Source organism: Thermaerobacter nagasakiensis (genome assembly GCF_055396825.1).
This window is the reverse complement of the sequence record NZ_AP043740.1, coordinates 354,135-374,765: the sequence shown is the minus strand read 5'-3', so window position 1 is coordinate 374,765 and position 20,631 is coordinate 354,135. Positions and strand designations below refer to the sequence as shown.

The 20,631-nt window shown below is 71.5% G+C and carries 18 protein-coding genes and 1 riboswitch; all 18 genes read left to right on the top strand.

From position 1 onward, the window contains the following. The first annotated feature begins 91 nt into the window (after nt 1-91). The 18 genes from atpD to ACZ5T9_RS01455 all read left to right on the top strand — a co-directional run bounded on the left by atpD (nt 92) and on the right by ACZ5T9_RS01455 (nt 20,476). Nucleotides 92-1,501: a F0F1 ATP synthase subunit beta gene (atpD, locus tag ACZ5T9_RS01540; RefSeq protein WP_006904681.1), complete on the top strand. Its 1,410-nt coding sequence runs from the start codon at nt 92-94 to the stop codon at nt 1,499-1,501. Nucleotides 1,502-1,514: 13 nt separating this feature from the next. After that, entirely contained in the window at nt 1,515-1,937 is a 423-nt protein-coding gene (locus tag ACZ5T9_RS01535) for a F0F1 ATP synthase subunit epsilon (protein ID WP_006904680.1), read from the top strand. Between the two features lie 446 nt (nt 1,938-2,383). Beyond that, on the top strand, nt 2,384-3,679 hold the full coding sequence (murA, locus tag ACZ5T9_RS01530) for a UDP-N-acetylglucosamine 1-carboxyvinyltransferase (protein ID WP_464833574.1): 1,296 nt from the start codon (nt 2,384-2,386) through the stop codon (nt 3,677-3,679). Nucleotides 3,680-3,943: 264 nt separating this feature from the next. Further along, complete coding sequence (spoIID, locus tag ACZ5T9_RS01525; protein ID WP_464833572.1) at nt 3,944-4,954, top strand: stage II sporulation protein D; 1,011 nt, start codon at nt 3,944-3,946, stop codon at nt 4,952-4,954. A gap of 198 nt (nt 4,955-5,152) precedes the next feature. Continuing rightward, nucleotides 5,153-5,899 carry a peptidoglycan DD-metalloendopeptidase family protein gene (locus ACZ5T9_RS01520; RefSeq protein ID WP_464833571.1) on the top strand — a complete coding sequence of 249 codons (747 nt, stop codon included), beginning with the start codon at nt 5,153-5,155 and terminating at the stop codon, nt 5,897-5,899. A 343-nt stretch (nt 5,900-6,242) separates the two neighbouring features. Beyond that, entirely contained in the window at nt 6,243-6,542 is a 300-nt protein-coding gene (spoIIID, locus tag ACZ5T9_RS01515) for a sporulation transcriptional regulator SpoIIID (RefSeq protein ID WP_006904676.1), read from the top strand. A 408-nt stretch (nt 6,543-6,950) separates the two neighbouring features. Beyond that, entirely contained in the window at nt 6,951-7,964 is a 1,014-nt protein-coding gene (gene mreB, locus ACZ5T9_RS01510; RefSeq protein ID WP_464833569.1) for a rod shape-determining protein MreB, read from the top strand. Nucleotides 7,965-8,166: 202 nt separating this feature from the next. Next, nucleotides 8,167-8,223, top strand: a riboswitch (cyclic di-GMP riboswitch). Between the two features lie 395 nt (nt 8,224-8,618). Beyond that, nucleotides 8,619-9,368, top strand: a complete 750-nt coding sequence (locus ACZ5T9_RS01505) for a flagellar hook-basal body protein (RefSeq protein ID WP_464833567.1) — start codon at nt 8,619-8,621, stop codon at nt 9,366-9,368. After that, complete coding sequence (locus ACZ5T9_RS01500; protein ID WP_464833565.1) at nt 9,365-10,192, top strand: flagellar hook-basal body protein; 828 nt, start codon at nt 9,365-9,367, stop codon at nt 10,190-10,192. The genes ACZ5T9_RS01505 and ACZ5T9_RS01500 overlap by 4 nt, the downstream gene beginning before the upstream one ends. A 414-nt stretch (nt 10,193-10,606) precedes the next feature. Then, the gene (locus ACZ5T9_RS01495) at nt 10,607-11,221 is read left to right on the top strand and encodes a superoxide dismutase (RefSeq protein WP_464833564.1); all 615 of its coding nucleotides are present in this window, start codon (nt 10,607-10,609) and stop codon (nt 11,219-11,221) included. 238 nt (nt 11,222-11,459) lie between these two features. Beyond that, nucleotides 11,460-11,909, top strand: a complete 450-nt coding sequence (gene fabZ / locus ACZ5T9_RS01490) for a 3-hydroxyacyl-ACP dehydratase FabZ (protein WP_464833562.1) — start codon at nt 11,460-11,462, stop codon at nt 11,907-11,909. A gap of 371 nt (nt 11,910-12,280) precedes the next feature. After that, nucleotides 12,281-13,531 carry a S1 RNA-binding domain-containing protein gene (locus ACZ5T9_RS01485; RefSeq protein ID WP_464833560.1) on the top strand — a complete coding sequence of 417 codons (1,251 nt, stop codon included), beginning with the start codon at nt 12,281-12,283 and terminating at the stop codon, nt 13,529-13,531. Between the two features lie 778 nt (nt 13,532-14,309). Continuing rightward, complete coding sequence (locus tag ACZ5T9_RS01480; protein WP_464833559.1) at nt 14,310-15,161, top strand: Cof-type HAD-IIB family hydrolase; 852 nt, start codon at nt 14,310-14,312, stop codon at nt 15,159-15,161. 344 nt (nt 15,162-15,505) lie between these two features. Next, nucleotides 15,506-16,798 (top strand): flagellin N-terminal helical domain-containing protein, encoded by a 1,293-nt coding sequence (locus ACZ5T9_RS01475; protein WP_464833558.1) that lies wholly within the window; start codon nt 15,506-15,508, stop codon nt 16,796-16,798. Between the two features lie 749 nt (nt 16,799-17,547). Further along, a complete protein-coding gene (locus ACZ5T9_RS01470) occupies nt 17,548-17,751 on the top strand; it encodes a flagellar protein FlaG (RefSeq protein ID WP_464833557.1) in 204 nt (67 codons plus the stop codon). 111 nt (nt 17,752-17,862) lie between these two features. Next, the gene (gene fliD, locus ACZ5T9_RS01465) at nt 17,863-19,278 is read left to right on the top strand and encodes a flagellar filament capping protein FliD (RefSeq protein WP_464833556.1); all 1,416 of its coding nucleotides are present in this window, start codon (nt 17,863-17,865) and stop codon (nt 19,276-19,278) included. Nucleotides 19,279-19,523: 245 nt separating this feature from the next. Next, nucleotides 19,524-20,057 (top strand): flagellar export chaperone FliS, encoded by a 534-nt coding sequence (fliS, locus tag ACZ5T9_RS01460; protein WP_464833555.1) that lies wholly within the window; start codon nt 19,524-19,526, stop codon nt 20,055-20,057. Further along, nucleotides 20,054-20,476 carry a hypothetical protein gene (locus tag ACZ5T9_RS01455; protein ID WP_464833554.1) on the top strand — a complete coding sequence of 141 codons (423 nt, stop codon included), beginning with the start codon at nt 20,054-20,056 and terminating at the stop codon, nt 20,474-20,476. The genes fliS and ACZ5T9_RS01455 overlap by 4 nt, the downstream gene beginning before the upstream one ends. Nucleotides 20,477-20,631: the final 155 nt, after the last annotated feature.

Below are 20,631 nucleotides of genomic sequence, written 5' to 3'. Positions count from 1 at the left end.
GGGCCTGGACCGGCGAGGGCCAGGCCGGAGGCGGCCGGTTCGTCCAGCACCGGGCGGGACGGAGGCGCCGAGGACCGGAGGGAACACAGCAATGGCCGAGAAGAACGTGGGCCGGGTCGTGCAGGTCATCGGCCCGGTGGTCGACATCGAGTTCCCCGAGGGCAACCTGCCCGACATCTACAACGCCATCAAGATCCAGGCCAAGACCGAAGAGGTGGAGATCGACCTGACGGTGGAGGCCGCCCAGCACCTGGGCAACAACGTGGTCCGCTGCGTGGCCATGGCCTCCACCGACGGCCTGCAGCGCGGCATGCCGGCGGTGGACACCGGCGGCCCCATCTCGGTGCCCGTGGGCCGTGAGGTGCTGGGGCGGATGTTCAACGTCCTGGGCGAGCCCATCGACGGCAAGGAGCCGCCCCAGGCCAAGAAGCGGTATCCCATCCACCGGCCCGCGCCGGACGTGGCCGACGTCAACCCCGCCACGGAGATCCTGGAGACCGGCATCAAGGTCATCGACCTGATCTGCCCCTTCGCCCGCGGCGGCAAGGTCGGCCTCTTCGGCGGCGCCGGCGTGGGCAAGACCGTCATCATCATGGAGCTGATCCACAACATCGCCTACAAGCACGGCGGCTTCTCCGTCTTCGCCGGCGTGGGCGAGCGCACCCGCGAGGGCAACGACCTCTACCACGAGCTCAAGGAGTCCGGGGTGCTCGACAAGACGGCCCTGGTGTTCGGCCAGATGAACGAGCCCCCGGGCGCCCGCCTGCGGGTGGGCCTGACGGGCCTGGCCATGGCCGAGTACTTCCGGGACGAAGAGGGCCAGGACCTGCTGCTCTTCATCGACAACATCTTCCGCTTCACCCAGGCCGGTTCGGAGGTATCGGCCCTGCTGGGCCGCATGCCCAGCGCCGTGGGTTATCAGCCCACGCTGGCCACCGAGATGGGCAACCTGCAGGAGCGGATCACCACGACGCGGAAGGGCTCCATCACCTCGGTGCAGGCGGTGTACGTCCCCGCCGACGACTACACCGACCCGGCGCCGGTGACCACCTTCGCCCACCTGGACTCCACGGTCCGGCTGGAGCGGGCCATTGCCGAGCGCGGCATCTACCCGGCCGTCGACCCGCTGGCCTCCACCTCCCGGATTCTGGACCCCAACATCGTGGGCCAGGAACACTACGAGGTGGCCCGCGGCGTCCAGCAGGTGCTGCAGCGCTACAAGGACCTGCAGGACATCATCGCCATCCTGGGCATGGACGAGCTGACGGAAGAGGACAAGCTGATCGTGCAGCGGGCGCGCAAGCTGGAGCGCTTCCTGTCCCAGCCCTTCTTCGTGGCCGAGGTGTTCACCGGCACGCCGGGCAAGTACGTCAGCCGCGAGGAGACCGTCCGGGGCTTCAAGGAGATCCTGGAGGGCAAGCACGACGACCTGCCCGAGGCGGCCTTCTACATGGTCGGCACCATCGACGAGGCCGTGGAGAAGGCGAAGACCCTGGTCTGAGAGGGGCGACACCATGGCGGAGCGCGCCATCACCCTGGAGGTCATCACGCCGGAGCGGGTGGTCTTCCGCGAGGAGGTCGACTCGCTGATCGTGCCGGGGGCCGAGGGCTTGCTGGGCGTGTTGCCCGGCCATGCCCCCATGGTGGCGGCCCTGAAGATCGGCATCCTGACCTACCGCAAGGACGGCGAGCGGCGCCGGGTGGCGGTGGCGGGCGGGTTCTTCGAGGTGGCGGACAACCACGCCGTGGTGCTCTCCGACGCCGCCGAGCGGGCCGAAGAGATCGATGTGCTGCGGGCGCGCCAGGCGGCCGAGCGGGCGCGCCGCCGCCTGGCCGAACGGGAGGCCAACTGGGACTTTGAACGGGCGCGGGCGGCCCTCAACCGGGCGCTGAACCGGCTGCGGGCCGCCGGGGCCGACACCGGCGACCTGGCCTGAACCCGCCGCTGCGCGCCGGCCCCGCGCCGGCGCGCAGCCTGCGTGGGCACGCATCGCCCGGGCCGGTCGCCGCCCCCCGGGGCCGGCGAAGGTCCACCCGCCGGACGGCGGGGACCGGGCCTGCGCGACGGGTGGGCAACCCCCAGGATGGGCAACCCCCAGGGCGGTGGGCGCCTTCCCAGGAGCCGCCTGGAACCCCGGACGGGCCGGGGACGATAACATACATGGGGATCCACGCGGCGGCCCCCGCCCGCCCCAGGGCGGCCGGGCGCATAACCGGGCGGCCGCCCGCGAATCCCCTATCGGCGGGCACGCCGAAGGTGCGCCGGCAGCGTGCGCGGTGCCACGGAACGGAGCACCGCGCGGCAGGGTGGGGCCCCGGCGCTCGGCGTGTCCCGGTTGCGGCCCGCCCGCCTGCGGGCGTGGCCCTGGAGGGGGTTGAGACGGTGGAACGAATCGTGGTTCGCGGCGGGCGCCCCCTGCAGGGTCAGGTGAGGATCAGCGGAGCCAAGAACGCGGCCTTGCCGATCCTGGCGGCTACCTTGCTGGCGGAAGACACCTGCTTGCTGTACGACATCCCGTCGCTGGACGACGTGGTCACCATGACCCGCATGCTGACCCAGCTGGGGGTCACGGTGGAGTCCACGGGGGAGGGTGCCCTGGCCGTCCACCCGGCGGCGGAGCTCCAGTACGCCGCGCCCTATGACCTGGTACGGCGCATGCGGGCGTCCATCCTGGTCCTGGGACCGCTGCTGGCCCGCCTGGGACGCGCCCGGGCCGCCCTGCCCGGAGGCTGCGCCATCGGGCAGCGTCCCATCGACCTGCACCTGAAGGGCTTTGCCGCCCTGGGCGCCGACGTGGAGGTCAGCGGCGGCGAGGTGGAGGTCCGGGCCCCCAGGGGGCTGCGCGGCACCTCGATCTACCTGGACGTACCCAGCGTCGGGGCGACGGAGAACATCATGATGGCCGCCGTTCTGGCCGAGGGCACCACCACCATCGAAAACGCCGCGGAAGAACCGGAGATCGTCGACCTGGCCAACTTTCTCAACACCCTGGGAGCCGACGTGCGCGGCGCCGGCACGCGGGTGATCCAGATCCACGGCGTGCCGGTGCTGGGAGGCGGGACGTACACCATCATCCCCGACCGCATCGAGGCGGGCACCTTCCTGCTGGCGCCCCTGGTGGCCGGCGGCCAGGTGACGGTCACCGGGGTGGTGCCGGAACACCTCAAGTCCCTGCTGGCCAAGGTGCGGGAGATGGGCGCCGATGTGGTGGTCGACGGGGACGAGGTGACCGTGGCGATCAGCAGCCGGCCCAAGGCGGTGGACATCAAGACCCTGCCCTACCCGGGCTTTCCCACCGACCTGCAGGCGCCCATGATGGCGGCCCTGGTCACCGCCGAGGGAACGGCCACGGTGACCGAAACCCTCTTCGAGAATCGCTTCGCCCACGTGCCGGAGCTGCGCCGCATGGGTGCGCGGATCCAGATCCAGGGGCAGACGGCCATCATCACCGGGGTCGAACGGTTGCAGGGTGCGCCGGTCACCGCCACCGACCTGCGCTCGGGTGCGGCCCTGGTGCTGGCCGGGCTCGGGGCCGAAGGGATCACCGAGGTCAGCGGCGTCCACCACATCGACCGGGGCTACGTGGCCATCGAGCAGAAGCTGCGGGCCCTGGGCGCCGACGTGGCGCGTCTGTCCACGGAGGACGACCCGCTGGCGGCGGCCCTGCTCCTGCACTAGGCCTTGCACCAGGCCGCCCAGCGCAGGTCGCGCGGCGCCGGATCCGCCGTCGCGGAGCCGGGTGGCGCCAGGAACTCCGAACCCTTTCGGCCGAACGCGGGCCCCGGAGCCATGGACCCGGGGCTCGCACCGCTTTTATGAAGGTCTTGCACCCCTATCTTCCCGGGCCTCGTGCCCAGGGCCCCCGTCCCCGTGGTGCCGGCGCAGGCATGTCCCCCCTCCCCGTTGCATAGAGATGTCCCGAATCCGAGGGAGGGATCGCCCTTGCCTGTTCGGCCGGCGTGGCGCCGCCCCGTAGCCGGCTGGTTCCTCCTGGCGCTGGTGCTGACGGTGCTGCTGCCTTTTCTCGTGGTGCTGACCCGGGGCCTGCGTATCGAGACGCCTCAGGCTCCGGCCGTGCCCCTGGACCCCGGCCAGCTGCCGGTGCGGGTGTGGATTCCGGGACAGCATGGCGTGCAAGCCCTGCCCCTGGAGGTCTACCTGACGGGCGTGGTGGCCGCCGAGATGCCCGCTTCCTTCCACATCGAAGCCCTCAAGGCGCAGGCGGTGGCGGCCCGCACGTACACCGTGCGGCAGATGCAGGTCTTCGGGGGGCCGGGTTGCCGCGAACACGCGGAGGCGGACGTCTGCGGCGACCCGCAGACGGGACAGGCCTGGCAGCCCCTGGAGGCCCGGCGCCGGGACTGGGGGCTGTTGAACGGGTGGCGCTTCGCCCGGAAGATCCAGCAGGCGGTGCAGGAGACGGCCGGCCTGATCCTGGTCTACCAGGGGGCGCCCATCGACGCGGTCTACCACTCCACCTCCGGCGGGCGCACCGAGGACGCTGCCGCCGTCTGGGGCAACCAGGTGCCTTACCTGCGGCCCGTGGACTCCCCGTGGGAGACGGCCTCACCCCACTGGCGCAGCACCCGGACCATGACCCTGCAGGAGTTCGCCCGCCGCCTGGAGGTCGACCCCAAGGTCGTGCGGGACCTGCCGGGGGAGCAGTGCTTTGCGCGGGTCGAATCCTCGCCGGGGGGGCGCGTGGGCCGGGCCACCGTGGGCGAGAAGACCTTCACCGGTCCCCAGCTCCGCCAGCGGCTGGAGCTGCCCTCCACCTGGTGGACGTGCCACCGGCAGGGGGAGCAGCTGACCTTCACCATCCGGGGCTGGGGCCACGGGGTGGGGATGTCCCAGTACGGTGCCGACGGAATGGCCCGCCAGGGGCACAGCTACGAGGAGATCCTCCGGCATTACTACCCCGGGACCAGCCTGCGGCCCATCTTCAGCGAGTAGCCCACCCGTCTCCGGCGGGAAGCCCGCCCGGCCCGTCGGCGGGTCCGGCCATCGGGACCGGACGGCCTGCCCCTTGGCCCGGGCCGACCCGCCGGGCTCCTACGCCACGGCCCTGCTGCCGGTGCGTCCGGTGAAAGCCGCACTTTCCTGCATAAATGCACCAGCCCTGGTAACACTACCGCCCAGAGGTGGTGCCACATGCAGGAGACCCCGCAAAGCGGGCAGAGCCGCCTGGCGGGCCGGCTGGCCGGCTGGATGGCCAGGATGCGCGGGCGGCCGGCGCTGCGGTCGCTGGTGGGTTTCGCCGTGCTGGTGGCCGTCTTCATCGGGTCTTATCTGTACTTCCAGGGCTGGCCGGGGTTGAGCGGGCCCGAGACCGCTTCCCTGGATGAGCAGACCCCCTTGGAGACGGGTGCCGACCAGGGCGTGGCACCCAGCACGGCCACCCCGGAACCCATGACCGGCCAGGCCGGGGCCGGCACGGAGGCGGGGACACCGGCGCAACCCCGGGACAACGTGCCCACCCGGGAAGTCACGGGCGAGACGACTCCGGCCTTCATCTGGCCCGTCGCCAGCGGCAAGACGGCCATGGGCTTCGGCTGGCAGTACTCCGAGACCATGGGTGACTGGCGCTGGCACCCCGGCGTCGACCTGGCGGTCGAGGAGGGCGCCCAGGTGGTGGCCGCCGCCGACGGGCGGGTGGTCGCGGTCCACCGCGACCCCGATCGCGGCCTGACGGTGACCATCGAGCACGATGGCGGGTACCGCACGGTCTACGCCAGCCTGGCCGAGGCGACGGTGGAAGCCGGACAGCAGGTGCGGCGCGGCCAGGCCATCGGCAAGGCGGGCCAGTCGGCCCGGATCGAGGCGGCCGCCGGCACCCACGTCCACTTCGAGATCTGGCGTGGCGACGAGGCCGTCGACCCGCAGACCCTGATCGGCTAGGAGGATCTCCCGCCGGACGAACCGGCCGGAAGAACCAGCCCCCGGCCGGAGAACCGGCCCCGGCCTGGAGAACCGGGCCCGGCCCGGAAAACCGCACCGGGCCCGGCGCCGGCTGCCGGGGGACCCGCAGCCCCGTACCACCCGCGGCCCCGCTCCCCCGAGCCCCCTCGGGGGAGCGGGGCCGCGGCCTTTGGCAGGGTGAGCCGCCCCCACGCCCTGGCGGGCCCGGTGACCCAGCGGGCCTGTCCGCCCGTCCGCGGCCGTCCGGTGGCCTGCGGCCAAGGTATGTTTGCCTAACGCCCTCATATAGATGGTACCAGACCAGGGCGAAGGGGGCAGGTCGGTGAAGGACTACATCTGGAAGCGCGTGGTGGAGGTGAGCACGTACATCGCTCGCACCCGTTCCACCGTGCGCGAGGCAGCCAAGGTGTTCGGTGTCTCCAAGAGCACCGTCCACAAGGACGTCACCGAGCGCCTGCCCAAGATCGACAGCCAGCTGGCGGCCAAGGTCCACCAGGTCCTGGAGACCAACAAAGCGGAGCGCCACCTGCGGGGCGGCGAGGCCACCCGCCTCAAGTACCTGCAGGAACAACGGGGCCAGGAAACCAGGCAAACCCCTTCGGAGCCCCCCGTCGGGGCCTGACGCGCCGTCCCTGCCCGCACCGGCCCTGGCCCCTGGACGAACGCGGCCGTGGCGGCGGCCCGCCGGGTTCCACCCGGCTGATCCCGGCCCGCAGCCCGGCCCCCTTCCTTCCCGCCCCCTTCAGGGCCCGTCCGGACGCGGCCCCCGCCGCCCCCCATTCCGGCCACGGGACGGACAACCCACGAATTCGCCTTCGCCGGCCGGCACGGCATCGAACCCGTCGGTGAAGCGGCGGTCAAGAGGAACGCGGCCTTATGGCAAAGAAATCCGCCACAGCAACCGCAGCGCCACAGTCAGACGGATTCCTGCCAGCCCTGAGGCCCCGGCGCGGCCGCCGGCACCGGGACATCCCGCCGGTTCCCCGCCGTCGCCCAGGCGGCTGCCGGGCGGTCAGGAGGGGGACAGGCTATGGTCGGGTTCGTCCGGGACCTGGGGGTCGACCTGGGAACGGTCAACACCCTGGTCTTCGTCGAAGGCCGGGGCATCGTGCTCAACGAGCCTTCCGTCGTCGCTATCGATCGGGAAACCGGGCGGGTGCTGGCCGTGGGGTCGGAGGCCCACCGCATGCTGGGCCGCACCCCGGGCCACATCGTGGCCGCCCGGCCCCTGCGGGGCGGGGTGATCGCCGACTTCACCGCCACCGCCACCCTGCTCAAGATGCTGCTCCAGCGGGCCATGCCCCGACGCCTGGGGGTCCGGCCGCGGCTGGTGGTGTGCGTCCCCTCGGGGGTGACCACCGTGGAGCGGCGGGCGGTCATCGAGGCCGGCTACGAGGCGGGGGCCCGCAAGGTCTACCTCCTGGAAGAACCGGTCGCCGCCGCCCTGGGGGCCGGCCTCAACATCCACGAGCCCGGCGGCCACATGGTGGTCGACGTGGGCGGCGGCACCACGGACATTGCGGTCCTGTCCCTGGGCGGGGTGGTGGTGGCCGGTTCGGCCCGGGTGGGCGGCGACACCTTCGACGAGGCCATCGTGCGCCATGTCAAGCGCCGGTACAACGTGTTGATCGGGGAGCGGACCGCCGAGCAGGCCAAGATCGCCATCGGCCGGGCCGAGCCGCCGGAGGGGGATGGGGAGCAGTTCGAGGTTCGCGGCCGCGACCTGGTGACCGGACTGCCCCGCACCCTGCACCTGACGGCCGCCGAGGTGCAACAGGCCCTGGACGAACCCGTCTCGGCCCTCATCGCGGCCCTGCGCAGCACCCTGGAGCGGGTTCCTCCCGAGCTGGCGGCCGACATCCTGCACCGCGGCCTGGTGCTGACAGGAGGCGGCTCCCTCTTGCGTGACCTGGACCGGCGCATCGCCCGGGCCACGGGCCTGCCCGTGGTGAAGCCGGAACAGCCGCTGCTGACCGTGGCGCTGGGTACCGGCATCGCCCTGGGCATGCTGGACCGCCTGGACGGCGTGCTCATCGCCGGGTGACGGCCGCCGGTTCCTGGAAGGCATACCGGTCGCCCGGACCGGGAAGGAATTCCCCTTCAGGTGTCGAATGGGTGGGCATGTAAAGCCTCCTGAGGCCGTACGTTCTAAGACGTGGTCCCGCGCATCAGGCGATGCACCTCGGCGAAAGTACGGCCGAGGCACCACAGGCTGCAACACGACCGTGACACGGCACGTGACCACGCCGCGATAAAGGCAAACCCGCCGAAAGGCGGGGGCGCAAAGCCACGGGTCTACCGCACGGCGGGACGGAGGGACGCCTCGCCCGGCGCGCACCGGAATGCGGGAGTCGGGCCAGGTTCCCGGGACAGGGAACCTGGCACCGGACCGGTACGGAGGCGCCAGCCCCGGCCGGGCTCCGGTTCCGGAGAGCAGCCGGGCCGGTTCCTGCAGCGAGGTGTTCCAGCCCCTCCCGCCGGCCATGACGGCCGGGCTGCCGAACGGGTGGAAGGGATCTGCCGCCGGGTTCGCCCGCCGAACCCGGCGCGGCGCCAGGATGTTCCACCCCCGGTTGCCGCCGGGGGTTTCGTGTTTCGCGGCCGGCTGCATCTCGCGGCGGCCGGTTGCATGCCGCAGGACGGCCAGCCGGCGGGGCGGGGCGATCGCGGGGTCTGGCGTGGCGGAAGGGGTGATCCGGTGCTGCGAGGTCTTTACACCGCGGCCAGCGGCATGCTGGCCCGGGTGCTCCAGCAGGAGCGCCTGGCGGGCGACCTGGCCAACGTCAACACGCCCGGGTACAAAGCGAGCCGCAACGTGACCGAGGCATTTCCCGAGCTCCTGCTGTCGCGGCTCGACGGGACGGGAGCCCCGGTGGTGGGGCCCCTGGGCACGGGTACGGTAGTGGCCGAACCGGGCGCCGACATGCGGCCCGGACCCTGGGTCACCACCGGGCGACCGCAGGACCTGGCCCTGGAGGGGGACGGCTTCTTCGTGGTGATGGGCCCCGGCGGCCCGGCCTACACCCGGGCCGGCAACTTCACCGTGGGACCCGAGGGGTACCTCCAGGCTCCCGACGGCTCGCCCGTCCTGGACACCACGGGCCAGCCGCTGCTGGTGGGCAGTGCCCAGTTCACCGTCCGGCCCGACGGCCAGGTGGTGGTGGGGGACGCGGTCCTGGGCACCATCGCCCGGGTCACCTTCGCCAACCCCGCCGGCCTGCGGCGGGTGGGTGACAACCTGTGGCAGGCAACGGCCGAGTCCGGTCCCGCCGTCCCGGCGGCCACGCCCGTGCGCCAGGGGGTGCTGGAGCAGTCCAACGTCGACCCGGTGCAGGTGGTGGTCGCCATGCTGGCCAACTTCCGCGCCTTCGAGGCCGCCCAGCGGGCCGTCCAGGCCCAGGATCAGACGCTGGGGCTGGCCATCCAGGAAGTGGGGCGGGTCACATGATCCAGCGGGCCCTCTGGTCGTCCGCCGCGGGCATGGCGGCCGCGGCCCGGCAGGTTGATCTCACCGCCGGCAACCTGGCCAACGTGAGTACCCCGGGCTTCAAGGCCGCCCGGGCGGACTTTGCCGATCTGGTTTACGCCGCGGCCCAGGTGCCGGTGGCGCCTCCTGCCGCCGCGGCGGGAGGCGTCCAGGTTGGACACGGCGTCCGCCTGGCGGCCACACCCCGGTTGTGGAGCCAGGGTCCGTTGCAGGCCACGGGTTCCCCCTGGGACCTGGCCATCGAGGGTGCAGGCTTCTTGCAGGTGGCCGATCCCGGCACCGGTGAGGTCCTCCTGACGCGGGGCGGGACCTTTGCGGCCAGCCCCGTACCCGCCGGCGTCCCCGGCGGTGGGGAGGCCGGTGAAGCGCTTCTTGTCACCGACGGCGCCGGGCGGCCTCTGCTGGCGGCCGGCGGTCAGCCCCTCCTGCTCCCGGCGGGATCCCGCGGCTGGGTGGTATCGCCGGACGGAGAGGTACGGGCCCTCCTGGTCGGGGGTCGCGAGGTGCCCGCCGGGCGGCTGGCGGTGATGGTCCCGCCGGCGCCCGATGCCCTGGAAAGCCGGGGCGAGGGCCTGTACGCCCTGGGCGGCAACCCGGTGCCGGCCGGGGCGCCCGGCCAGGACGGAGCGGGGTGGATCCGGCAGGGGATGCTGGAGCAGTCCAATGTGGACCTGGCCCTGGAGATGACCCGGCTGCTGGCGTCCCAGCGGGCGTACCAGCTCAACGCCCGCGCCGTGCTCACAGGCGATGAGATGCTGGGCCTGATCAACCGGTTGCGCTCCTGAGGCACCGCTCATGCACTCCAGTGCATGCGCCCAAGATTGTTAGCGGTTTAGCCCGACGGCCCGCATGGGCCTCCCCCCTGATGCGGCCGGGGTCCGGGCGGCAGGCGCCGCCCGGACTCCGGCCCTTTTCCGGCGTTCCGCCCTGTGCCCGGCCGGTCCCCCGGCCAGCTTCCCGCCCCCGCCCGGCCCCCGGGGGCCCCGCATGAAAGCTGCCGATGCTTGGTATATACTCGTAATCGAGCGCAGGAAAGACTGGATCCTGGGAACGGGCAGGATTCCGGTGCCACCGGGCCGGTCCTGGCGGGGCGGACCTGCTGTGCTGCCGCCAGCCTGTCCCCGCAACCGGAGGCGCCGGGGCCGGTTCGTCCCGGGAGCCGGTCGCTGCGCACCTGCCGATTCAAGGAGGGATTGCCGGTGGCTTACCAGTTGCCGCCCCTGCCGTACGACTACAACGCCCTGGAGCCCCACATCGACGAGCAGACCATGCGGATCCACCACGACCGGCACCACGCCACCTATGTCAACAACGTCAACGCCGCCCTGGAGAAGTACCCCGAGCTGCAGGACAAGCCCATCGACCAGCTCCTGCGCCAGATCGACCAGGTTCCCGAGGACATCCGCACGGCGGTCCGGAACAACGGCGGCGGCCACGCCAACCACTCGCTCTTCTGGGAGATCATGAGCCCCAACGGCGGCGGCCAGCCCACCGGGGCCCTGGCGGACGCCATCAACAAGGCCTTCGGTAGCTTCGAGGCCTTCAAGGACCAGTTCACCAAGACGGCCACGACCCACTTCGGCAGCGGCTGGGCCTGGCTCGTGGTCGACGAGAAGGGCGACCTGCAGCTTTACAGCCTGCCCAACCAGGACAGCCCGTACATGAAGGGTCATACGCCCATCCTCGGCCTGGACGTGTGGGAGCATGCCTACTACCTGAAGTATCAGAACAAGCGGCCCGACTACGTGGCGGCCTGGTGGAACGTGGTCAACTGGGACGAGGTGGCCCGCCGCTACCAGCAGGCCCGCGGCTGAGCCGCCCATTGCCACCCGCATCCACCCGGCCCGGGGTGACAAGGACCACCGTGGCAGGGACAGCGGCGCCAAGGGGAGCCGGCGATCCGGCCCCCCTTTATTTTCCATCCAGAAGGGGGACGGCGGGGGGCGGCGAATTCTGAATCCTAGTGACGAACCTTCGTACCGGGTCGGCCACCGGGGCAGCCTGGGTGGCGGAGGTTCGCGACCAGCCAGCGTGGAGGACTGGGACCAGCCCATGGCGGAACAGGATCAGCCCCAGGGGAGCTTGGACATCCAGGCGATCCTCGAGGTGTTGCCCCACCGTTACCCCTTTCTCCTGGTCGACCGGATTCTTTCCCTCGAACCGGGACGCCGGGCGGTGGGCCGGAAGTGCGTAAGCGCCAACGAACCCTTCTTCCAGGGTCACTTCCCCGGTCGGCCCATCATGCCTGGGGTGCTGATCCTGGAGGCCATGGCCCAGGTGGGGGCGGCGGCGGTGCTGTCCGTCCCCGCGAACCGCGGCCGCCTGGCCCTCTTCGCCGGCGCCGACCGGGTGCGCTGGCGCCGGCCCGTGATCCCGGGCGACTGCCTGGAGATCGAGGTGGAGATCATCGCCATGCGCGGTCCCCTGGGCAAGGGCCGCGCCCGCGCCACCGTGGACGGCGAGCTGGCCGCCGAAGCCGAGTTGAGTTTTGCTTTGCGGTAGGTGACCGGCTACTCCGTAGGCGTCCCATCGACCCCCTGAGGGGCCCCCGGCCCAGGGCGCTTGACCGGGAACCGTCCTTGACCCGGAACCGTTGGCACCGGCCTTGAACTATTCTCCTCACGTGGGAACCCTGGCACCCGAACCACCAGCGGGCGCAACCGGCACGGCAACCTCGGTCCTCGTTGCCCCTTGCATGTCCGTTGCCCGGCCCTGGATGGACATGGTGAAAAGCCTGGCCGACCTGCTCACTTTGGATAAGGCGGGTGCATATTCCATAACCTACATGCAGATATGCCGTACCCGTGGCGTGGTATCGCTTGCGGCCGGGCGTGGCGGAACCCGGCCCCGGCCTTGAGGAGGCGTCTTCCCGTATGCCGGATGCGATGAAGGATTCCCTGCTTCCTGAGGAGGATTCGCCCGCGTCACCGCCCGTGCCATCGCCGGTGCCGTCCGCGCCTGCTCCGCCCCCTGACCTCGCCGGACGAACCGGCCGCACCGGCCCGGGCCCGGAGCGGGAAGGTCGCGTCCCCGTCGCCCTGGAACCGGCCCGGGCGGCCGGCGCCACGGTTCCCGCCGGGACGGGAACCGGTGCTGCTATGGTACCGGCGGCGGGACCGGCGGCAGGGCCGGTGGCGGCAGCGGGCGAGGGAGTGCGGGACCTGGCCGGGCTTGTGCCCCTGGCGCCCGGGACCCGGGTCCACGGCACCATCACGGGCATCGTGAACTACGGCGCGTTCCTCGTGACCGACGACGGCCGCCGGGGGCTCATCCACATCTCGGAGATCTCCGACTGGTACGTGGAACGGGCGGAAGATTACTTCTACAAGGGCGAGCGGGTCCAGGTCGAAGTGGTGCACTTTGATCCCAACAGCGGCAAGTACGCCTTTTCCACCCGCCGCCTGGGCGGCAAGCAGCCCCTGGCCAACCGCTACGCCGACCGCCTGCTGGAGCTGCACCGCCATGGCGTGACGGGCGCCCGTTACCGGTACGGCACCGGCTGGGCTCGCCGCCCCCATGCCCGACGAACCGGCCGCCCCGGTCCGGCGGCCGGCGCCAAGGGCTCCCAAGGCTCTGCCGGCGGCCCTGGATACCGGCTGCCGGGCGGCACGAGCGGCGATGGCCGGCGGGGCCCGGGAGCGCCGCGCAGCCTGGCGCGGCAGGGCAGTGATCCGGCCGGCGCGGCCGGCACCGCCGGGAAAACTGGCCACGGGCCGGCGGGCCACCACGGGCCGGCGGAACACGGTGTCCCGAGCCACGGGCCCCGACCGGGCGGCAGCGGGAACCTGGAAACGGCCGGGGGCGCCGCCAGACCGGCGACCGGCAGCTGGCGGGACCGTGATGCGGGCCGCCTCCGCACGCGGTACCAGGCAGGTACGGGCTGGCGCAGCGCCGCTCCGGTTGCCGGTGAGAACCGGGAATCGCGGGAGGCCCTGCTCCAACTCCTCCGCCATCACGTGGGTCAGGTATCGCCCGCCGCCCGCACCGAGCTGGACCGGCTGGTCGAGACCTACGGGAGCGAGCGGGTGGCCACCGCCCTGGCCCGGGTGCTGGAAGAGACGGACCGGGCGCTGCAGGTGGTCGAGGCGACGGGCCGGCGGCTGGCCAGCGGCACGGCGGACTGAGCGCGGGGGCCGGAGGCGGGTCTGGGCCTGGCCACAGGGCTCCCGGCAGGACCCGCCCGTGACCGCGGCCCGCCGCAAGCGAGGCCGGCCTGAAGGCGAGCATGGCCCGCGGGTGAGGGCGGGCTTGAGGCGAGTGGTCCGCAGGCGAGCACGGCCCGCAGGCGAGGGTGGGCCGCAGGCCAGCACGGGCCGCGGGCGAGGGCGGGCTGCAGGTGAGCATGCCGGCCAGCATGGCCCGAGGGCGGGCATGACGAACGAATCTGCACAGCGGCGCAACCACGGGTAGAGCCTAGCGTCGCCCGCCGCCGCCGTGATTTACCCGCAGTAGTTCGCCGGGCAACCTACCGGGCGATCGACCACGGCAATAATATCTGGGGTCAATAGCTGGGGCCCGGGCTAGGCGGAAGACCGGAGGCTGCAGGGCGACGCCCCGGACAACCCGCCGCCCGGGCCCCGTCGTCCCCGTTGCCTTCCGGAACGTGATCCCCGGTTGCTATACAGCGTCGCCGGTAGGGTGGAGCCGGGCCCGGGCCCTCGTGGCATGGCTGAGTGGGAGCCCGGGGTGCTCGAAGTCGCCTGCCCCGTAACCGCACCTGCACCATCATCACCAGCGCCACCGCAACCCCAACCCCGACCACAACCACAGCCACAACCACAACCGGCGAGGACCCCGCATGCCCGGGATCCCGGCTCAGCATGGCCCCGCCCCGCCCTGGGCCCCGGGCTGCCCTGTAACCCTATAATAAGAGGCGGTTTGATCTTCAAAGGAGGATGCCCCTTGCTCCCTTACCTGATCGCCCTCGACGTCGACGGCACCCTCTTGGACAGCCAGGGCCGGCTGCGCCCACGGGTGAAGAACGCGGTCCGCGCGGCCGTGGCCGCCGGTCACCACGTCTGCCTGGCCACCGGCCGCCGCTGGGTGGCCAGCCGCCCCTTCGCCCAGGAGCTGGGCCTGCGCACGCCCTGCATCGTGCACAACGGCGCCGTGGCCGTCGACCCGCTGACCGACCGGCCGGTGTGGAAACAGTCCCTGCCGGCCGAGTTCGCCCGTCAGGCCATCCTGAAGGCCCGGGAACTGGGGGTGTCCCTGTTCTTCCACGACCTGGACCATCCCCACGGCGACCGCATGCTCTACGAGCCCGGGGCCCGGCTGCCCAAGGCCTCCTGGTTCTTCGAGGCGGGGCGCCTGACCCAGGAGGTGCCCGACCTGCTGGAGTGGGTGAGCGTCGGGGCGGTCCGGGTGCTGGTCCGTGACCGGTACGAGGGCGCGGAGGCCTTCCGCCGGTGGATCACGGCCGAGTGGGGCGACGCGGTGCGGGTGCTGGCGGGGACCGACCTGGAGCCGGGCCTCTACGCCGTGGAGGTGTCCGACGCCCCCGTGTGCAAGGGCTGGGCGGTGGAGCGCCTGGCCGCCCACCTGCAGGTACCCGTGGAGCGGGTGGTGGCCTTCGGCGACTGGGACAACGACATCGAGATGCTCCAGTTCGCAGGCATTGGTGTGGCCATGGCCAACGGTTCCCCCGCCGCCCGGGCCGCGGCCAACCGGGTCACCGCCAGCAACGATGAGGACGGCGTGGCCCTGGTGCTGGAGGAGCTGCTGGGCGGGGCGGTGGGGGCGGGCCGATCCTGACCTGGCTGGCCGTCGTACGGGCTATTGACTGTCCCACACCGGTGGCCTTCGGATGTCCAATCAGATGTCCAATCAATGGTTGTCTCTACCCGAACGGCGTTTTCACCCGCACTGCGGAACGCAATCTCGCGTTCGCAGGAGTCGCACCTCGCGTTGGGTTCCCATCCGTTTGGAGCCGGTTGTTCGGCGTGGAGGTTGGATACTGACCGCCTAAAATGGGACCGTGCCCGCCCTAACATGGCAGTCCCCTCCCCTCGATATTCCGGGTAGCCAAGCACACCCCGGGCCGGCAGGCGCGCATGCCGTCACCGGGGTAGAACCCGGAACAGGGAGGGCTGTACCCGATGCGGATCAACCACAACGTGGCCGCCCTCAACGCCTGGCGGAACCTCAGCCAGACGAACGGCCTGCTCAACAAGAGCCTGGAGCGGCTGTCGTCGGGCCTGCGGATCAACCGGGCGGCCGACGACGCGGCGGGCCTGGCCATCTCCGAGAAGATGCGGGCCCAGATCGCCGGCCTGCAGACCGCCCAGCGCAACGCCCAGGACGCCATCTCACTGATCCAGACGGCGGAGGGCGCGCTGAACGAGAGCCACAGTATCCTGCAGCGGATGCGGGAGCTGGCGGTGCAGGCGGCGAGCGATACGAACACAGCGGCGGACCGGGCGCAGATCCAGAAGGAAATCGACCAATTGGCGCAGGAAATCGGCCGCATCGCCCGCACCACGGAGTTCAACACCCAGAAGTTGCTGGACGGGTCGTTCGAGCAGGATGGCATCACCTTCCAGACCGGAGCCAATGCCGGGCAGAACATCTCGGTCAAGATCGGGAACATGGGAGGTTTCAGCCTGGGCGTGGTCAGTGACGAGGTCAAGGCCCAGGCGACGGTTAGCGGAACGCTAAGCACAGGAGGCGACACGACGCAGCAGATTGCGGATGGAACTTACACTGTCCAGGCAGGTGGAAGCGGCGGCTACGAACTGGTCGATGCCAGCGGCACCGTTGTAGCGACGTCAACTGACGGCAAGAACTGGACAGGGGCGGGCAACGACGACACGATCACCTTCTCGGTGGCGGTGACGAGCGGCACCGTCACCGTGTCGGGCACCAGCGTGACTGCCAATGGTACGGTTTCCTTGACGAACAGTGGCCTTGAGGCCGGTACGTACACGTACGATGCGGCTTCCAAGGCCCTTAAGGACAGCAGCGGCAACGTGGTCGCGACCGAAGATCCGACGACGGCCGGCAAGTTCATTGATAGCAAGGGCAATGTGGTGTTGGATGCGAGCGGCTTAGGTACGCTGAGCGATGGTCAAGTCTTCACGGTTAGCGGTCTCGACGTGACCTCCCAGGCGTCCGCCAGTTCGGCCATCACCGCGTTCGACAGCGCCATCGAGAGCGTTTCGGGCCAGCGCGCCGACCTCGGTGCCATCCAGAACCGTCTCGAGCACACCATCGCCAACCTGGGCGTGGCGGTGGAGAACCTGCAGGCGGCCGAGTCCCGCATCCGCGATGTCGACATGGCGCTGGAGATGGCCAACTTCACGCGGAACCAGATCCTCCTGCAGTCCGGCACGGCGATGCTGGCGCAGGCCAACGCCATGCCCCAGGCGGTCCTGCAGCTGCTGCAGGGTTAAGCGAAAGCGTAGACTCCCCCAACTCAGGTGGCGGCGTCGTCCGATCCACCGAACTCCCCCATGTATGGTCCGTGGTGAACTCCCCCTCACCGGACCGGAGCGGAGCCCCCATGGGGAGCCGGCCGTCAGGCGACGGCCGGCTCCGCTATGTATGGCGGTCGAGTGGACAGTCCCGGGAGGAGGGGAAGACCGGGCAGTTCCAACGAGATTAGGACCCCGGTACCGTAAACGATCCAGCGCGTCCAACCGATACGACGGGCAAACGGTTAAGCGTGGCATACGGGACTGGGTCGGGTGGGTGAACCCGGTGCACCTGCGGTCCACTCGGTAAACCGGGCCCGGCCTACCGTGGATAAGGCCTGCCGTGTGTCACTGGTTTCGCTGCGGAGTTCGGCCAGGGAGACGTGAGGTCCGTGATGGTTTCACCCCAGGAACCCCTTAGGGCAGCCTTCCATCCCCTTCTGGCGGCGGGCGGTGCTCCCACCCCGGCCGCACAACCGGGCCCCGAGCACCTGGGGCCTGTTCTTCCCGCGCCAGAAACGGCTCGTGGTGCTGGAGCCATCGTTGGGGCCACGGGCCTTCGTGGCCTCCGCGGTCCTGGTGGAAGCCCCGGCGCCGCCGGGGTCCAAGGACACGCCGATCTGGCGGCTCACGCCGGCCCGGCGCATCACGCCGCGGCTGCGGGCGACGGGGCTGCTTCCGCGGGCGCGACCACAGGCGACACCCTGCCCGGTAATTTCAGCCCGTGGATGCCACCCCTGCCCGACCTGCCCCGGGACCCCTTCAGCTACCAGCTCCAGTTTCACTTGGACGAGGCCACGGGCCGGGTGGTGGCGGAGGTGGTCGACCGGGAGACGGGCGAGACCGTGCGGCAGGTTCCACCCGAGCACGTACTGCGGATTGCCATGTACGTCAAGATGCTCCTCGGGCAGCAGGTCGACCAGCGCGGCTAGGCCGGTGAGGCGGCCAGGGCGGTCAGGTGATTCGGGCGGTGCGGCCAGGTGACTCGGGCGGTTCGGTGACTCGGGCGAGGTAGGCCAAGGGTTCGGGCAAGGAGGACTACCATGCGCATCGGTGGACTGGCCAGCGGTCTCGACTGGGAGCAGCTCGTCGAGCAGCTGATGCAGATCGAGCGGCGGCCGCTGCTGCTGCTCGAGCGGCGCAAGCTGGAGATCGAGTCCGAGAAGAACGCCTGGAGCGACATCCGCTCCCGCATCGACACCCTGCAGGACCGCATCGCGGATGTCCTGGCGCAGGACCTGTTCTGGCGGCCGCGGTCCACCAGCAGCGACGAGGCACGGGTGACGGCGGAGGCTTCCGCCGCCGCCACCCCGGGCACCTACACGGTCGAGGTGCAGCAGCTGGCCACGGCCCACTCCATCGCCACCTACGACCCGGTGGCCGACCCCCAGGCCGCGCTGAACCTGAGCGGGACCTTTCGCATCACCGTCGGCAGCACCAGCTTTGACGTCACCGTCGACACCACGGACTCCCTGAACGCCATCCGCGACCGGATCAACGCGGCGGTCGAACAGGCGGTGCAGGCGGACCCCGCGGCGGAGGCCAGCGCCGTGCGGGCGGAGGTGATCGGCGGCCATCTGGTGATCACCCGCACCCACACGGGCCAGGGCGCCATCGACGTCAGCGATGTGAGCGGCACGGTGGCCCAGTCCCTGGGGCTGATCGACGCCACCGGGGCGGAACGCCGGGTGCTGGTCACGGGCCAGGATGCCCAGTTCACCGTCAACGGCCTCGCCTTCACCCGCTCGTCCAACACCGTGGGCGACGTGATCCAGGGGGTCACCCTGGAGCTGCACCAGGCCGCCCCGGGCAATCCCGTCACCGTCACCGTGGCCTGGGACGACGACGCCGTGGTCGATGCGGTGAAGAAGTTCATCGAGCAGTACAACAGCGCCCTGTCCTTCATGGCGCAGCAGCAGGACTACCAGGGCGCGGGCGGAGGCAAGCTGGGGGGCGACGTGCTCCTCACCACCCTGCGCAACGAGCTGCGGCGCATGGTCTCGGACCCCGTGGCGGCGCTGGCGGGTTCGACCACCCTGGACCGGCTGGCCGCCGTGGGCATCACCACCCAGGACAAGTCGGGCGCCCTGCAGCTCGACGAGGCGAAGCTGCGGGAGGCGCTGGCGGCCGACCGGGCGGGGGTGCAGCGGCTGCTGGCGGGCGACCCCGACGCCTCCGCCACCAGCGACGACGGGGTCTTCGTGCGGCTGCAGAAGGCCCTGGACGGATGGCTCAAGACGAACACCGGGCTCTTCGACCGGCGCATCGACTCCCTGGACGACCGGGCCCGGGACTACGCCGAGCAGATGGAGCGGATGGAGTACCGCCTCAAGTTGCGGGAGCAGAACCTGACCCGGCAGTTCGAGGCGCTGGAGACCCTGCTCTCCACCCTCCAGTCCCAGGAGCAGTGGCTGGTCCAGCAGGTGAACCAGCTGGCGTCCCTGCGGCCGAAGGACTGACATACCGGTGAACGGCGGGGCCGGCGGCTGGTGGGACAGCGGGGGCAAGGCAGGGAAAAGGCCGGGTTGAATGGCAGGGCGAAATGCAGGCGGGAGGACACGGTGACCGGCAGGGCAGGCGGCCCAACGCGCGGGCAGCAGGCGGGAGGGGTTGGCCCATGCTGAAGGCAAGCGGCGGCCAGGGCGGAATCGCTGAGCAAGGCGCAATCATCGCGGGTGTGAAGCCGGAGCCGGAGACCGGCGGGATGCCGGGATCGGAAGCCGCCGGATCCGCAACCGGCCGGCGCCCGGGCGAGGCGGGGGCACCGGCGCAGAAGGGGCGCGAGGGTGGGGGTTTCCCCCACGGCCTGCCCCGGCGGGCCGTGGTCCATCCGGCCCGGGCCTACGTGGCGACCCGGGTGCTGACGGCGCCGCCCCAGGTCCTGGTCTTGATGCTGATGGACGGCGTGCTGCGGGAGGTGGCCCGCGCCCTGCAGGTCGACCTCAAGGCCCCCGGCGGCCGCGAGCGGCTGCACCGGGCCCTGACCCGCGCCCAGGACTTCCTGCGCGAGCTGATGCTGGCCCTGGACCACCAGCAGGGGGGCGAGCTGGCCGCCCGGCTGACCGCCCTGTACCTGTTCTGCCAGGAGCGGCTCATCGAGGCCAACGTCAAGGCCAACCCCCGGCTGGCGGCCGACGCCGTGCGGGTCCTGGCTCCCATCCGGGAAGCCTGGGCCGCCCTGTGCACCGAGGGCACGGGTGGAACCCGTCCGGCGCCGTCCCCGGAGGTGCCGTCATGAGCGAGACCGACCTCTGGGAACTGGTGCTGGAAACCCGCAGGGACCTGGACCGGTGGATCGAGCGGGGCCGGCGGGCCCAGGCGGCCGCCGGGCGGGGCGACTGGGAGACCGCCCGGGCGGAGCTGGAGGCCCGCCGGTTCCTCCAGGAACAGGTCAGCGCCCGGCTGCACCGGCTGCATGCGGGGGCAGCCCCCGGCGGACGCGGGTTGCCCGGCGGGGAGGCCGCCCGGCAGTGGCTGGCCCAGCTGGAAGAGCACCTTCGCCAGGCCCTGGAGGCCGACCGCCAGCTCCGCCTGGCCCTGGCCGTCCGCCATGAAGCCCTGGCCGAGCGGGCCCACTTCCTCGAGCAGGCCCGGCGGGCCGTGGCCGCCTACGCCCGCAACGCGCCGTCGTCGACACCCGTTGACAGCGCCAATTGACACCACGGCGCGGGGGTTGCTAGACTAACCTGGGTTTAAGGAGGCCCGGCCGGTTCGACCGCCGGGTTGCACCGGTTCATCCAGACGAACCGGCCGCGGGGCGGGGCGCAGCGGCCTTCCGCCACCCCACCGCCCGGGCCGCAGGGATGGAGGCT

Coding starts and splice junctions, on each gene's coding strand:
- ACZ5T9_RS01520 (WP_464833571.1), top strand. CDS start 5,153: ATGCAGGAGACCCCGCAAAGCGGGCAGAGCCGCCTGGCGGGCCGGCTG.
- atpD (WP_006904681.1), top strand. CDS start 92: ATGGCCGAGAAGAACGTGGGCCGGGTCGTGCAGGTCATCGGCCCGGTG.
- ACZ5T9_RS01485 (WP_464833560.1), top strand. CDS start 12,281: ATGCCGGATGCGATGAAGGATTCCCTGCTTCCTGAGGAGGATTCGCCC.
- ACZ5T9_RS01500 (WP_464833565.1), top strand. CDS start 9,365: ATGATCCAGCGGGCCCTCTGGTCGTCCGCCGCGGGCATGGCGGCCGCG.
- ACZ5T9_RS01535 (WP_006904680.1), top strand. CDS start 1,515: ATGGCGGAGCGCGCCATCACCCTGGAGGTCATCACGCCGGAGCGGGTG.
- fliS (WP_464833555.1), top strand. CDS start 19,524: ATGCCGGGATCGGAAGCCGCCGGATCCGCAACCGGCCGGCGCCCGGGC.
- ACZ5T9_RS01455 (WP_464833554.1), top strand. CDS start 20,054: ATGAGCGAGACCGACCTCTGGGAACTGGTGCTGGAAACCCGCAGGGAC.
- ACZ5T9_RS01475 (WP_464833558.1), top strand. CDS start 15,506: ATGCGGATCAACCACAACGTGGCCGCCCTCAACGCCTGGCGGAACCTC.
- mreB (WP_464833569.1), top strand. CDS start 6,951: ATGGTCGGGTTCGTCCGGGACCTGGGGGTCGACCTGGGAACGGTCAAC.
- ACZ5T9_RS01470 (WP_464833557.1), top strand. CDS start 17,548: ATGCCACCCCTGCCCGACCTGCCCCGGGACCCCTTCAGCTACCAGCTC.
- fliD (WP_464833556.1), top strand. CDS start 17,863: ATGCGCATCGGTGGACTGGCCAGCGGTCTCGACTGGGAGCAGCTCGTC.
- fabZ (WP_464833562.1), top strand. CDS start 11,460: ATGGCGGAACAGGATCAGCCCCAGGGGAGCTTGGACATCCAGGCGATC.